The organism is Serinicoccus sp. CUA-874, assembly GCF_001942225.1.
GTDB classification, from domain to species: Bacteria; Actinomycetota; Actinomycetes; order Actinomycetales; family Dermatophilaceae; genus Ornithinicoccus; species Ornithinicoccus marinus.
Map to the genome: position 1 here is coordinate 1 of NZ_MKJZ01000009.1, position 14,025 is coordinate 14,025.

A 14,025-nucleotide genomic window follows, 5' to 3' on the forward strand; every position below is an offset into this window, starting at 1 on the left:
GCGGCGCTCGGTGGGGTAACCGGCCAACCATTCGCGGCGCTCGGTGGGTGCATGGCAACCATTCGCCGCGCTCGGTGGGATGCAGGCCAACCATTCGCGGCGCCCGGTGGGTGACAGATGGCACGCCGGGAGGTATCCCCCGTGTGCAAGGTGGAACGCACGACACAATGGGCGCGTCACAGCGTGTGCCTCGCATCCTGACGGGGGGCGGGAGCACGACGACACGGCCACCCGAGGAGAGACGATGACCGACCAGCCGCAGCCGCTCGCCGCGCCCGAGCCCGAGGGTGAGTCGTTGGTGCTGACCGCGCCCGGCCCGACCGAGCCCGTCGCCCAGACGGCCGCGCCGAAGATGGCGCCGCAGGTCGACCCCGAGGCGATGCCCGCCCTGGACGCCAAGGTCGAGACCTATCTCGCCGGGCTGACCGGGACCGAGACGAAGTCGCCCGAGTTCGCCCAGCGCGCGGCTGACATCCGCACCATGGGCGACGCCGACATCCGGGCGGCGGCCGAGACCTCCAACCGGTTGCTGAAGTCACCGGTCCGCGCGATCCAGTCCGGCGGGGTGTCCAAGGAGTCCAAGGTCGCGCAGACCCTCACCGAGCTGCGGCACACGGTGGAGGACCTCGACCCGGCCCAGGCCACCGGGGTGAAGAAGTGGTTCGAGCGGCTGCCGTTCTCGGACCGGCTGACGAAGTACTTCCAGAAGTACGAGTCCGCGGAGAAGCACCTGGACGCCATCCTGCACGCGCTCAAGAGCGGCCAGGACGAGCTCGCCAAGGACAACGCCGCGCTCAACATGGAGAAGCAGCAGCTGTGGGAGTCGATGGGACGGCTGAACCAGTACGTCTACATCGCCGAGCAGCTCGATGCCAGGGTCGCCGCGACCATCGCCGAGCTGGACGGCAGCGACCCCGAGCGCGCCAAGGCGCTGCGCGAGGACGTCCTGTTCTACGTCCGGCAGAAGCACCAGGACCTGCTCACCCAGCTCGCCGTGTCGATCCAGAACTACCTCGCGATCGACATCGTCATGAAGAACAACATCGAGCTCATCAAGGGCGTCGACCGGGCGTCCACCACGACGGTCTCGGCGCTGCGGACCGCTGTGCTCGTCGCGCAGGCGCTCAACAACCAGAAGCTCGTGCTCGACCAGATCACCGCGCTCAACCAGACCACCTCCCAGATGATCCAGAGCACCAGTGAGCTGCTGCGCGACAACTCCGTCGCCATCCAGGAGCAGGCCGCGTCCTCCACCCTGGGGCTGGACCAGCTGCAGGCCGCCTTCACCAACATCTACGCCACGATGGACGCGATCGACGAGTTCCGGGTCCAGGCCCTGGACGGCATGTCGCAGACGATCGGGGTGCTCGAGGGCGAGGTCGAGAAGTCGCGCGACTACCTCGACCGCGCCCAGCGCACCGACGTGCGCCTCGCGGCGGGCCAGCTGGACATCGAGGGTTCGGGCCCCTCGCGCCGGGGCTGACGTGGGGTTCTCCGACCTGCTGGACCGGATGCTCGGCCGGTCCGCCCCGGCCGACGACCGGATGAGCCTGCCCGCGCCGCCGACGGCGCAGGACGTGCAGCAGGCACTGGCCTCGACCGAGGAGCTGCTCGCCTCCGCGGCGCTCCCCTCCGTCGTCGTCGCCCGCGGCAGCAGGGTCATCGACACGGTGCGGGACACCGTGCCGCGGCTGGAGACGCTCAGCGGCAGCGACCTCGGCTACACCGTCATCGCGACGGCGACGGACTACCTGCCCGAGGCGGTCGGGGCCTACCAGCGGCTACCCCGGCGGTATGCCGACACCCGGCCGGTCGACGGCGCGAAGACCTCACTCATGGTGCTCGTGGACCAGCTCGACCTGCTGGGCCTGACGATGGACAAGGTCTTCGACGCGGTCTACCGCCAGGACGCGCGCGAGCTCGTCGCCCAGGGCCGGTTCATCGCCGAGAAGTTCGGGTCCGCCGGTGCCGGCGGGTCGCTGCGCGTCGAGGAGGCGGACCACGCGCCCGTGCCAGCAGCGCCGCCGACCGACGGGGAGCCGCTGTCGCCGCCGGAAGGGGTGGACCGGTGAGCCGGCTGGCCGACGCCGTGGACCTGCTCGCGCGGGTGGGCCGCGAGGCCGGCCTGGACGAGCAGGCGGTGCGGGTCGAGGGCCAGCACCTCGCCGCCGCCGTCCTGGAGCATCCCGGACCGGGCGAGGCGCACACCCTCTGGGCCCGGGCCTTCGACCGCCCCACCAGCGACTTCTTCGGCGCGGTGCCCAAGGGTCGCCGGTATGCCTCGATCCCCACCCCGCTGCTGTCGACGCTGGTCGCCGAGAGCAGCCCCCGGGCGTCGGGATACGCCCAGGCGCTGGCCGACGTCGCGACCGCTGCCTGCACCCTGCCCGGCGCGGGGCAGCTCAGCGTCGGCAAGGCGACGTCCGTGGCCCGCGCGCAGCTGGCCGCCGCAGGGGTGGCTCCCGCGCACGGGCCGGGCTCCCCCACCGCCGGGCTCACCCCGCCGCAGGCCGGTCCGTCGCCATCCACGGGGGCACCCGCTGGTCTGCCGGGTGCCCCGAGCGAGGCGTCCGCACTCTCCGCCGACCTGCTCCGCCGGGCGCAGGAGCAGGGGGCCCGGGTCCGCGACATGCTCACCTCCCTCTCCGCAGGCAGCCAGACCTACCAGCCGGCACCGACACAGCCGCCCGGGCCGGAGGGGTACCCGACGGGTGCGCCGGCCGGGACGGGTCCCGGTCAGGCCGCACCGGACCAGACCACCGGCGCGGGTCCGGCGCCCGAGGTCGCCGCGACCGCCGAGGACCCGGCGGCGACGGCGGAGCCGCAGGAGGAGCCCGAGCCGGAGCGCTCGGTGGAGGAGCTCCTCGCCGAGCTGGACGAGCTCATCGGTCTCGAGCGGGTCAAGGCCGAGATCCACCGCCAGGTCGCCGTGCTCAAGATGGACGCCCGTCGGCAGGAGGCCGGCCTCAAGGTGGCCACCCTGACCCGGCACCTCGTCTTCGTCGGTAACCCCGGCACCGGCAAGACGACCGTGGCCCGGCTCGTCGGCGGGATCTACCGCGCGCTGGGTCTGCTGAGCAAGGGGCAGCTGGTCGAGGTGGACCGCAGCGAGCTGGTGGCGGGATACCTGGGGCAGACGGCCGCCAAGACCGCCGAGGTGGTCGGCAGCGCTCACGGCGGGGTCATCTTCATCGACGAGGCCTACAGCCTGGGTGGCGACCAGTACGGCAAGGAGGCCATCGACACCCTGGTCAAGGAGATGGAGGACCACCGGGAGGACCTCGTCGTCATCGTCGCCGGCTACCCGGACCCGATGGCGGAGTTCATCGCCACCAACCCGGGCCTGGAGAGCCGGTTCCGCACCATCATCGAGTTCGAGGACTACACCGACGACGAGCTCGGCGCGATCCAGCAGCACCTCGCCGGGCAGATGGACTACGACCTGTCCCCCGAGGCGGTGGAGCGCTTCGCGGAGATCCTGGCGGCGACACCGCGTGGGCCCAGCTTCGGCAACGGCCGGTTCGCCCGCAACCTCCTCGAGGCGGCCATCGGTCGGCACGCCTGGCGGTTGCGGGACATCACCGACGTCGACGTCACCGCGCTGCGCACCCTGCAGCGCGAAGACTTCGAGGACCGTGACGCGGTCGACCTCTCGCCGGACGCGCCGCTCGGTGCTGACGGGGCGCCGGAGGACCCGGCGGCCGACGGGATCGTCGGCGAGCCCGGCGACGGGGTGGGGCACGAGCCGGTGGAGGGTGACGCGCCCGGGGAGCAGCGCCCGTGAGCACACCGGGACAGGCCACCCCCTCTGCCTCGGCAGCCGCACCGTCGCAGGCCACGGGGTCCTCCGCCGCGCCGGCCACCCCCACCTCCCCGGGCATGGCGCCGAGCGCAGCCCCGGCCTCGGCGACGCGGACCGCCGCGACGGCCGCACGACCGAGCACCACCCCTCGGCTGCTGCGCGTCCTGCGCGGCGTCGCGGCCGCGGTCGCCCTCCTCACCGGGGTGGCCGCCTCGGGCACCCTGTCCACCGACGGTGTCGCGGCCACCCCCACCGCACTGGCGCAGGAGTGGACGGCGACGCAGCGGGCCTCGGTCCTCGTCGCCGAGGCGGACCAGGCGCTCGCGCAGCGCGTCGTGGACGGCGACACCGACGAGAGCCGCGCCGCCTTCGAACGGGTCACCACCGAGGTCAGCCGCGAGCTCGGGACCGTCCGTGACGACGGCGGCGCGCCCGAGGCCTGGGCCACCTATCTCGTCGCGGCCGAGCGGGCCGGCACCTCCGTCGGCTACAGCGCCGGCGAGGGCCGGGACCGCTACGGCACGGCCCGGCAGGGAGCGGCCGACGCGGGCCAGGCGCTGCAACGGGTCGCGGACCAGCGGGTGGACGCGCTCTCCGGGCCCCGCTCGGAGCTGACCGGCGTCCTGGGCACGCTCGCCACCCTCGCGCTGCTCGGTGTGCTCGTGGTCCTGGCCCTGCGCACCCGACGGATCGTCAACGTCCCGGTGCTGGCGGCGACCGCGATCACCGCGGGACTGACCTACCTCTCCGTCAACCCGGGGAGCCTGCCGGTCGACTACGAGGCCCAGCTGGCCTCGCCGGCCACCACCGCCACCGCGCTGGCCTCGGTCCACGAGGCTCGCGCCGCCCAGCTCGCCGAGTCCGTCGCGCCGGCGACGGGTGGCAGGGTGCCGCGGCCGCCGCCGGGGAGGCTCTGGCGGCGGCGGACGCGGGCAGCGACCTGGTCACCGACTGGGAGCAGATCGCCGAGGGGGACGCCGACGGCGCGTCGATCTCGGCCTCCCAGGAGGACTTCGAGGGACTGGCCGCGACTCTCGAACAGCGGCTCGACGACCAGCTCGCGGCCGTCGACACCCAGGTCGGTGCGCCGGCGCTCATCACCGCCGGGGCAGCGCTCCTGCTCGGCGTGGTCGCCGCAGCCCTCGCGTGGACCGGGATCACGCGACGCCTGCAGGACTACCGGTGAGTGCTGCGCGCGGGGGTGCGCGCTCCGAGAACGCCAACGCCGGCGAGCCGGAGCCTGCGATGCTCATCGTCGGTGAGGACCGCCCCGACGTCGAGGACACGACCGTCGAGGAGCTGCGGCGGCAGCGCGACGAGACCGAGGCCGAGCTCGCGGCATACCGGGCGTCCGTCGAGAGCCAGCTCCGCAGCCGTCAGGGGCGGCTGGACCGTGCCGAGCGGCGGTTGACCCAGCGGCACGGGCGCTCCTCGGTCCAGCGCGAGCTCGACCTGGCGGAGCAGTCCCAGCACGCGGGGATCCGTGGCTCGACGGGCGGCGCGTGGGTCTGGGCGCTCGGCTTCGTCCTGCTCGTCCTCGGGGTCCGGGTGAGCGGCCCGGACCCCGACCCGGACACCGTGCAGGCCATCGGCACCACCGACGAGGCCCGGGTCGCGTGGCTGGACGTCGCGGTGGCTGCGGACGAGGGCCGGGCGACCTTCGACGAGGCGACGGCACGGGTGGCCGACCAGCGCGCCCGTATGCTGGCCTCGCTCGAGAGCACGACAGGGGCCTCGGCACCCGTCGCGGCCACCGGTCTGGCAGCGGCGGCGCTCGCAGGGATCGCCTTCGCCCTGCCGGGTCGGAGGAAGGACTCATGAGCGGCACACCGCGGGACGACAGCGACGGACGTGACGGGGCCGCCGAGCCCGACCGGCCGATGCTCGTGCTCGGCGAGGACCTGCCGGACGTCGAGGACACCACCATCGAGGAGCTCCGCGTCCAGGAGGCCGCGCTGGAGCGGCAGCGTCGTGAGCTGGCCGAGCAGGCGGAGCAGGAGCGGGACCTCGCCCGGCAACGCCTGGCCTCGCAGCGCCGGGAGGCCGAGCGCGAGCTGGCCCGGCGCCAGCGCGAGATCGACGACGCCGAACGCCGCCTGGTCCGCACCGAGCGTCGGCTGCGTCGGCAGGCGGCGCGGCTGGGCCAGGAGGACCGGGTCCCCCGCGTGTCGACCACCAGGACCACCCGCAGCTCCAACCGTCTCCTCGCGGGCGCGCGGGAGGTGAGCAGCCGGCGCATACCGCACCTGCAGACGGTCATCACCCTGCTGGTCGCCGCGATGATCGCGCTGGTCGTGGGTGCTGCCCTGTCCGCCTCGCGGGCGGACGAGCGGGACGTCGCCACGTTCGAGGGCCTGGACGAGAGTCGTGCCCTCCTGCGGGAGGCCACCGACGCGCTCGACAGCGAGATCGTCCGGCAGGCCACCGGGGAGCCGGCGGCACCCGACGCGGACGGTGACCTCGGCAGCGCCGGCCTGGCCCGGATCGCCTTCGACCGCGGCGACGTCCCGACCTTCTACCGCGACGACCTCGAGCCCCTCAACGCCGCGCTGTCCTCGACGGACACCGCCCCGGTGCGGGCCGCCACCACGTGGGAGGAGACACGGAACACCTTCCGGTATGCCGTGTCCAGCACCGAGGTGGACGACGCGCGCGAGACCATCACGCCCGGCTCGCCCTGGGCCACGACTCTCATGTGGGGTGGCGCGCTGGTGCTCCTGGGCGTCACGGTGGTGCTCTGGCGCTCCGGCGCCCGCCTCGCCGCAGGATTCACTCTCGCCGGCCTGCTCGCCAGCGGACTGGCCCTGGCACAGGACCCCTTCTTCGACGGCGTGACCGCCCGTGCCGAGGCGCACGAGGAGGCGGTCGACCGCGCCGACGACGTGCGCGACGAGGTCCGGCGCGATCTCGAGGTGATGCTGGGGCTGCGTGCGCTCGCACCGTACGAGCAGGGGGACGACGGCTTCTGGGAGCAGACCTACGGCCTGGAGGAGCTCGGGGTGGCGCACGACGAGTGGGCGCAGGCGCGGGCCGAGCTGGGCGACGCCCTGGCGCAGGACAGCACCACCGAGGAGCTGCGCTCCGCCGCGCTGGGCGTCATCGACGCCGCCGGTGAGGCGTCGGTCGACGTCGAGGCCGAGGTCGAGACGCTGCGGCAGTCCGTCGTCGACACCGCCGAGCAGGGATGGGCGCCCGGCCTGGTGCTGCCCGGGCTGGCCCTCGTCATCCTGCTCCCCCTCGCCGGCCTCGGGATCGAGGCCTGGCGCCGACGCCAGGAGGGCGAGGACCGGTGACCGGCGGGCACGCGCACGCCCCCGCGGCGCCGGGGTCGCTCGGGGCGGACGTCCCGGACACCGAGCTGCTCGCCTACCTCGACACCATGCTGCGGTGGAAGGACCGCCGTCGCACCGAGCTCGCGGCGCTGGACGAGGCCGCCCTCGAGGTGACCGACCCGGGCGAGCGCGCCGCCCTGACCCCGGACGTGACCCTGTCGATGACCCTGTGGCAGGCGGTCGCCGACCGGCTCGCCCTCATCCTGGCCACCTGGGACAGCGGCCGGGTCGGTGAGCAGGAGCGTCGCCGCATCACCACCCTGGTGTGGGGCTCGCTGGAGCAGCCCGGCACGCGCGGCGCCCAGTCCCTCGCCGTGTCCCTGCCGGAGGCTGCCGGCTCTCGGACTCCCTCGCCTCCTCGCTGCGCTCCCGGCTGCGGCTGGACGGCGCCGACCCGGACCTCGCCGGACGGCTGCGCTCGCTGCGTCAGCAGGTCGAGCGGATCGCGGACCAGGTGGCCCTCATCCCCGGCTCCCGGCGCTCCTCGGCCGCGAGCGCACACGCCGAGCTGGACCGACGCCTCACCGACGTCACCGACCGCGCCGCCCGGGGGGCCGACGTCGGTGGGCTCCTCGCCCCGCTGGAGTCCCGCGCGGCGACGATCGAGCGCGACCTGATCGTCGCCGCCTCGGCCCGGGCGCACGCCAAGGCCGACCACGCCCAGGCCACCCGCGAGGTGGCCGAGCTCACCGCGCGGGGGCAGGCGGTGCGCTCCCTCGCGCACCGCGCCGTCGCCTCGGTGACGCCGTCGCCCCGGCTGGGAGTCCCCGACGTCACCGCGCTGGGCGACGTGCCGACCGAGCCCGCCGAGCTGAGCGCATACCGGGAACGACTGGGGCGGGTCGAGCGGGCGCTGAGCATGGCGCACGCGGAGTATGCCGCCGCGCTGGACCGTCTCGAGGACCTCACCGAGCGGGCGCGCCGGGTACGCGCAGCGCTCGCGGCGGCCGGTTCGGAGGACGCCATGAGCACCGTCGCGGACCAGACGGCGGCCGTGCTGGAGGACCGACCCACCGACCTGACGCGACTGGAGGCGTTGGTGCAGGCGCAGGAGAGCTACGCGAAGACGATGGGGGTGCGCCCGTGAGCGGGTCACCGTGCCGGGAGCCCGGGTGCACCGGGTCCTACGAGGACGGGTGGTGCAACGTCTGCGGCTCCCCCGAGCCCCGGCAGGCCCCGATCGAGGCGACCCCCGCCCGTCCGGTGCCCGCGAGCGCCGACCCGGAGCTGAACGGCGCACCCGGTTCGGGCGCCGACCCCGCCGCGGCGTCCGGCCACATGGTCGCGACCCCCGCCCCCGGGCAGAGCCGTCAGGCCGTCCACGCGGCCCGGGTGCGCCGCCGCCGTGCCGGGGCGGACAGCCGCCGCTCGCGGCTCGGCCTGGGCCTGACCACCGTCCCGGACGTGCCGGAGGGCGACCCGGTCGAGAAGCTCATGACCGACCCCCAGGTGCCCGAGGACCGGCGGGTATGCCCCGCGTGCGGCGCCGACGTGGGCCGCGCCGCGGGCGAGGGCGAGGGGCGCCAGCAGGGGTTCTGCCCGCAGTGCCGGGCGCCCTACTCCTTCACCCCCAAGCTGGAGCCGGGCGAGCTCGTGGCGGGGCAGTACGAGAACGTCGGCGCGCTCGCCCACGGCGGGATGGGCTGGATCTACCTTGGTCGCGACAAGAACGTCTCGGACCGCTTCGTCGTGCTCAAGGGACTGCTCAACACCGGCGACGACGACGCCCTCGACGCCGCGGTGGCCGAGCAGCAGTTCCTGGCCCAGGTCAAGCACCCGCTGATCGTCGAGATCTACAACACCGTCCAGCACGACGGCGACGCCTACACGGTGATGGAGCACGTCGGCGGGCGCAGCCTCAAGCAGCTGCTGCAGGACCGGATGCGCGAGGCGGGCCGCTACACGCCCTTCCCGGTCGACCAGGCCCTCGCCTACGTCATCGAGGTGCTGCCCGCCTTCACGCACCTGCACGACCTGGGCCTGCTCTACTGCGACTTCAAGCCGGACAACCTCATCCACGAGCGCGACGGCATCAAGCTCATCGACCTCGGCGGGGTGCGTCGGCAGGACGACCTGGAGTCACCGATCTACGGCACCGTGGGCTACCAGCGCCCGAGGTGGCCGAGGTGGGGCCGTCGGTCGCCTCGGACATCTACACGATCGGCCGCACGCTGTGCGTGCTCACCTTCGAGTTCCGCGGCTACCAGAGCGACTACGTGCACACCCTCCCGCCGCTGTCCCGGGTCCCGGCGTTCACCGAGCACGACGCCTTCTACCGCATCGTCGCCCGCTGCTGCGCCCCGGACCCCAACGACCGCTTCACCTCCGTGGAGGAGCTGCGCAGCCAGCTCGTCGGGGTGCTGCGGCAGGTCGTGGCCGCGAGCGGGCCCGAGCGCCCGGCCACGCTGTCGTCGCACAGCCCGGCCTTCGAGCCGCCGGTCACGACCGGAGAGACGCTGTCGTGGTGGGAGCTGCCCGAGCTCAAGCGGGACGAGCAGGACCCCATGCTCGACTGGATCGCCAGCCACACCGGAAACGACCCGGCCGCCACCTACGAGGCGCTGCTGTCGGCACCCGAGGAGAGCGCCGAGGTCTTCCTCGCGCGGGCGCGGGCTGGCATACGGGTGGGGCAGGAACGCTGGGTGGACGACGCCGTCCGCGGGCTGCTGGACGAGGACCCGTGGGACTGGCGCGGCTCGTGGACCCGGGGCCTGTGGTCGCTGTCGCAGGCCGACGGCGATGAGACCGTCACCGCCGCCCGGGCCCAGGAGGCCGCCGGGCACTTCGCCGCGGTGCGCGACGCCCTGCCCGGCGAGATCGCGCCCCGTATGGCGTTGGCGCTGGCCACCGAGCTCGCCGGCTACGGCTCGGCGGCCGAGCAGGACTACCTGCGTGCCTGGCGCACGGACGCCGCATACGTCGCGCCGGCGGCCTTCGGGCTGCACCGCGTGCGGCTGCAGCGGGACGACGTGGAGGGGGCGATCACCGCCCTGGACTCGGTCCCGGCGAGCAGCCGGGCCCACCCGCGGGCCCGGTGGCTGCGGGCCGAGCTGCTCCGGCGCCGCGGCAGCCTGGCGGACCTGCGCGAGTCGATGCACTCGGTGCGCCGGCTGACGCTGGACCCGCGGCAGCGGGCACAGTTCAACGCCGTGCTCTTCGAGCAGGCGCTGGAGCAGGTCACCCAGCACGGTCCGAAGCCCGACTGGCAGGTCGGCGAGGTCACGCTGACCCGCGACGCCCTGCAGCGGGCGCTGGAGAAGGAGTACCGCGTGCTCGCCGACTACACCCCCGACCCGCAGGAGCGGGCCGGGCTCATCGACCGTGCCAACGCGGTCCGTCCCTGGAGCTGGACATGACGCAGCAGACCCCCGAACCGGTGGACTCCGCGGAGCCCGGCGAGCGCGCCCCAGGCGAGCGCGACCCCGGCGCCCTGCCGGACGACCCGACGGCTCCGATCCCGGCCCCGGGCGCGCGCACCGGTGTTGCGGCGCACGCCGACGGGGAGCGCCCCAACGCAGGGCGGGCCGGGCGGAGCGAGGCGGACTCGGGGTTGGACCGGGCGGACGCCCCGACCGAGGAGCGGGAGGGTGAGCCGGGGCGCGAGCCGGCGGACGCCCCCACCGAGGACGAGGCCGAGCAGGAGCCGGAGCCCTTCAGCGAGGGGCCTCCCCCGCTCCCCGAGCCGATGCTCGTGCTCGGTGGCGACCTCGCCCCGGCGCGCGCGGCCGAGCCGACCCCCACGGTGGATCACGGGACGTGCGCCTCGTGCGGTGGCCCCTACGACGAGGACGGGTGGTGCACCCAGTGCGGCGAGCGCCGCCCCGACCCCCGGCACCACACCAGCGCCAGCCCGTCCGCCGCCGTCGCCGGGGTCTGCGACAAGGGGCGACGCCACCGCGACAACGAGGACGCGATGGCGCTCTGGGCCGACGACGCCCTCCCCGGCCGCGCGGTGCTCGTGGTCTGCGACGGCGTGTCGAGCGCGCCACGCTCCGCCGAGGCGAGCGAGGCGGCCGCCGAGGCGGCCCTCGCGGTGCTGACCGGCGGGACCACCCCGCACGAGCGGCACGGCGAGGCGGCTCGCGCCGCTGCCGCCGCCGTCGAGGAGGTCGCCACGCAGTTCGCGACGGAGGCGACCGCCCCGTCCTGCACCTACGTCGCGGCCGTGATCGAGGGAGGTCGTGCCTCCGTCGGTTCGATCGGCGACAGCCGGGCCTACTGGCTGCCGGACGAGGGCGAGCCGCGCCGGCTGAGCACCGACGACTCCATGGCCGAGGAGCAGATCCGGGCCGGCATCAGCCGCGCCGAGGCCGAGGCGGGCCCGCTCGGGCATACCATCACCCGGTGGCTCGGCCCGGACGCCCCGGACGTGGAGCCGGCGGTGACCGGGCAGGACGTGAGCTCCCCCGGCTGGGTCCTGGTGTGCAGCGACGGTCTGTGGAACTACGCGTCCGAGCCCGCCGACCTCGCCGCGGTGGTGAGCTCCCGCGCCGGCGAGGCCGGGGCGGGGCCGCTGGTGCTCGCCGAGGCGCTGGTCGCGTGGGCCAACGAGCAGGGTGGCGCCGACAACATCACGGTCGCCCTCGCCCGCTGCGCGGGCACGAGGCAGGATGGTGCACATGGCTGAGTTCTCCTCGACCGTGCACCAGAACGAGTTCCTTCCCGACGGCGGGACCGACGTCCACGCGATCGTGTCGGTGACCTGCACCGACGCGGGGGCGGTGGTGCCGACGACGACGGGCGGCTCCGGCGGGGAGGCGGGCGAGGTCATCATCGTCGACGTCTCCGGGTCGATGGACGTGCAGGGGGTGCAGGCGGCCGCGTATGCCGCGTCGGCGGCCCTGGACCAGATCGTCGACGGCGTGTGGTTCGCCATCGTGGCCGGCAACCACGAGGCCGCGCTGTGCTACCCGACCGGCAACACCGCCGCGATGGCGCGCATGTCGGCCCAGACCCGGCTCGAGGCGAAGCGCTCGCTGCAGCGGCTGGTGCCGGGCGGCGGGACGGCGATGGGCCGGTGGCTGCTCGCCGCCGGGCAGCTCTTCGGCACGGTGCCCTCGCTGTCCAAGCGGCACGCGATCCTGCTCACCGACGGCGCCAACCAGCACGAGACCCCGCAGGAGCTCACCTGGGCGCTGGAGCAGGTGCGTGGCCGCTTCCAGGCGGACTGCCGCGGGTTGGGCGCGGCGTGGCAGGTCGCCGAGGTGCGACGGATCGCCGAGGCACTGCTGGGGGGTGTCGACCTCATCCGGACCTGGGACGGGCTGAGCGAGGACTTCGCCGCGCTCATGAGCACGTCGATGAGCAAGGGGGTCAGCGAGGCCCAGCTGCGTGTCTGGGCCCCGCAGGGCGCCGAGGTGCTCTTCGTCAAGCAGGTCAGCCCCACGCTGGAGGACCTCTCCGGGAGACGGGTCGAGGTGAACCCGCTCACCGGCGGCTACGACACCGGCGCCTGGGGCGACGAGACACGGGACTACCACGTCGCCGTCCGGCTGGCTCCCAAGGGCATCGGCCAGGAGCAGCTGGCTTCGCGGGTGCAGCTCGTCGTGGGCGAGGAGGTGCAGACCCAGGGACTGGTCAAGGCCGCCTGGTCCGCCGACGACGTCCTCACCGCGCAGATCAGCCCCGAGGTGGCGCACTACACCGGGCAGACCGAGCTGGCCTCGGCCATCCAGGAGGGTCTGCGGGCCAAGGCGATGGGCGACGACGTGACCGCCACCTCACGGCTGGGCCGGGCGGTCCAGCTCGCGCAGGCGACCGGCGACGACGGCGCGACCTCCCGGCTGTCCCGGGTGGTCGACATCGACGACGCCGCCACCGGGCGGGTGCGCCTGCGCCGCGACGTGGACCGGCTCGACGAGATGGAGTTGGACACCGCGTCGACCAAGACCACCCGGGTGCGGCCCGGCTGATGGTGCTCTGCCCCGAGGGTCACGAGAGCGAGGCCACCGACTACTGCGACACCTGCGGCTCACCGATCACCGCTGTGCCGCTGCGGGCGGCGCAGCCGGCCGTGGGTTCGGTCGTGCCGGGTGCGACCGAGGGGTCCGGTGAGGTGGAGGCCGCCTCTCCCGGTCAGCCCGGCTCGGCGCTCGACCTGGGGCCGCCGGTGGCGGCGCCCAGCCAGACCTGCCCGCACTGCGGGGCGCTGAACGTCGCCGACGCCCTCTTCTGCGAGTCCTGCGGCTACGACTTCACCACCGGCGCCGCTCCGCTGGGCGAGGAGCCCTCCCCGGAGGAGCAGGCTCCGGAGGAGGCTGAGGCGGCGGGGACGTCGCCCGATGCACAGGACGAGGACGAGGCGCCCGAGCAACCAGAGCCGACGCCCGGTGAAGACGTGGCCGACGCCGAGCCGCACCCCGAGCCCGAGCCGGAGCCCGAGGTCAGCGTCGAGGTGGCCGCGCACGCCCGCCCCCGGCATACCCCACCCTCGCGCGACCTCGCCGACACGTGGGTGGTCGAGGTGTGGGTCGACCCGGACTGGTATGCCGTGCAGCAGACCGCGGAGGCGTGCCCGAGCGCGGGTGTCCCGGACGTGGTCGCCGTGCAGCGGTCGGTGGTGCTCATCGGGCGGCCGTCGGGCAGCCTCGGGTCGCGGCCGGAGGTCGACGCCGGCGCCGACAGCGCGGTCTCCCGCCGGCACGCCCAGCTGACCAGCGACGGGCGCCGGTGGTGGATCGAGGACCTCGGCAGCAGCAACGGGACCTACGTCGCACGGTCGGCGAGCCGTTGCCGACGACGCCGCTGACGCCCGGGCAGCGGGTGGAGATCGACCGCGACGACCGGATCTACGTCGGGGCCTGGACCCGCCTCGTGCTGCGCCAGGCGACCGAGTCCGAGCGGCAGGGGACAGGATGAACCGGCCGTGACGGCGTGCCGTACCCCACGTCA

Annotated in this window: 12 protein-coding genes and 1 pseudogene; all 13 read left to right on the top strand. The window is 74.6% G+C overall.

What is annotated here, in order from left to right:
* Positions 1-244 precede the first annotated feature (244 nt).
* Positions 245-1,483: a toxic anion resistance protein gene (locus BJF80_RS03270; RefSeq protein WP_075811309.1), complete on the top strand. Its 1,239-nt coding sequence runs from the start codon at positions 245-247 to the stop codon at positions 1,481-1,483.
* A gap of 1 nt (position 1,484) precedes the next feature.
* Positions 1,485-2,072: a hypothetical protein gene (locus tag BJF80_RS03275; RefSeq protein WP_143553949.1), complete on the top strand. Its 588-nt coding sequence runs from the start codon at positions 1,485-1,487 to the stop codon at positions 2,070-2,072.
* A gap of 5 nt (positions 2,073-2,077) precedes the next feature.
* Positions 2,078-3,784, top strand: a complete 1,707-nt coding sequence (locus BJF80_RS03280) for an AAA family ATPase (RefSeq protein WP_083673429.1) — start codon at positions 2,078-2,080, stop codon at positions 3,782-3,784.
* Positions 3,781-5,064 (top strand): hypothetical protein, encoded by a 1,284-nt coding sequence (locus BJF80_RS17485; protein ID WP_083673426.1) that lies wholly within the window; start codon positions 3,781-3,783, stop codon positions 5,062-5,064. The genes BJF80_RS03280 and BJF80_RS17485 overlap by 4 nt, the downstream gene beginning before the upstream one ends.
* Positions 5,048-5,623, top strand: coding sequence for a hypothetical protein (locus BJF80_RS03290; protein ID WP_143553950.1), 576 nt, complete (start codon positions 5,048-5,050; stop codon positions 5,621-5,623). The genes BJF80_RS17485 and BJF80_RS03290 overlap by 17 nt, the downstream gene beginning before the upstream one ends.
* Positions 5,620-7,095 (top strand): hypothetical protein, encoded by a 1,476-nt coding sequence (locus BJF80_RS03295; protein WP_075811313.1) that lies wholly within the window; start codon positions 5,620-5,622, stop codon positions 7,093-7,095. Before BJF80_RS03290 ends, BJF80_RS03295 begins: the two co-directional genes overlap by 4 nt.
* A gap of 304 nt (positions 7,096-7,399) precedes the next feature.
* The gene (locus BJF80_RS03300; protein WP_237767402.1) at positions 7,400-8,221 is read left to right on the top strand and encodes a hypothetical protein; all 822 of its coding nucleotides are present in this window, start codon (positions 7,400-7,402) and stop codon (positions 8,219-8,221) included.
* Positions 8,222-8,412: 191 nt separating this feature from the next.
* Positions 8,413-9,192: pseudogene (locus BJF80_RS19625) on the top strand (serine/threonine protein kinase); the annotation flags it as partial.
* A 68-nt stretch (positions 9,193-9,260) separates the two neighbouring features.
* Positions 9,261-10,490, top strand: coding sequence for a tetratricopeptide repeat protein (locus BJF80_RS19630; protein ID WP_237767403.1), 1,230 nt, complete (start codon positions 9,261-9,263; stop codon positions 10,488-10,490).
* Positions 10,487-11,761, top strand: coding sequence for a PP2C family protein-serine/threonine phosphatase (locus BJF80_RS03310; RefSeq protein ID WP_075811315.1), 1,275 nt, complete (start codon positions 10,487-10,489; stop codon positions 11,759-11,761). Before BJF80_RS19630 ends, BJF80_RS03310 begins: the two co-directional genes overlap by 4 nt.
* Positions 11,754-13,046, top strand: a complete 1,293-nt coding sequence (locus tag BJF80_RS03315) for a vWA domain-containing protein (RefSeq protein WP_028131256.1) — start codon at positions 11,754-11,756, stop codon at positions 13,044-13,046. Before BJF80_RS03310 ends, BJF80_RS03315 begins: the two co-directional genes overlap by 8 nt.
* Positions 13,046-13,882, top strand: a complete 837-nt coding sequence (locus tag BJF80_RS03320) for an FHA domain-containing protein (protein WP_237767404.1) — start codon at positions 13,046-13,048, stop codon at positions 13,880-13,882. Before BJF80_RS03315 ends, BJF80_RS03320 begins: the two co-directional genes overlap by 1 nt.
* The gene (locus tag BJF80_RS20645; RefSeq protein ID WP_269087366.1) at positions 13,864-13,992 is read left to right on the top strand and encodes a hypothetical protein; all 129 of its coding nucleotides are present in this window, start codon (positions 13,864-13,866) and stop codon (positions 13,990-13,992) included. The genes BJF80_RS03320 and BJF80_RS20645 overlap by 19 nt, the downstream gene beginning before the upstream one ends.
* Positions 13,993-14,025: the final 33 nt, after the last annotated feature.

What these genes read in the sequence shown, in the direction of transcription:
- BJF80_RS03270 (WP_075811309.1), top strand. Translation starts at nt 245, where the DNA reads ATGACCGACCAGCCGCAGCCGCTCGCCGCGCCCGAGCCCGAGGGTGAG.
- BJF80_RS03290 (WP_143553950.1), top strand. Translation starts at nt 5,048, where the DNA reads ATGCTCATCGTCGGTGAGGACCGCCCCGACGTCGAGGACACGACCGTC.
- BJF80_RS03295 (WP_075811313.1), top strand. Translation starts at nt 5,620, where the DNA reads ATGAGCGGCACACCGCGGGACGACAGCGACGGACGTGACGGGGCCGCC.
- BJF80_RS03310 (WP_075811315.1), top strand. Translation starts at nt 10,487, where the DNA reads ATGACGCAGCAGACCCCCGAACCGGTGGACTCCGCGGAGCCCGGCGAG.
- BJF80_RS03315 (WP_028131256.1), top strand. Translation starts at nt 11,754, where the DNA reads ATGGCTGAGTTCTCCTCGACCGTGCACCAGAACGAGTTCCTTCCCGAC.
- BJF80_RS03320 (WP_237767404.1), top strand. Translation starts at nt 13,046, where the DNA reads ATGGTGCTCTGCCCCGAGGGTCACGAGAGCGAGGCCACCGACTACTGC.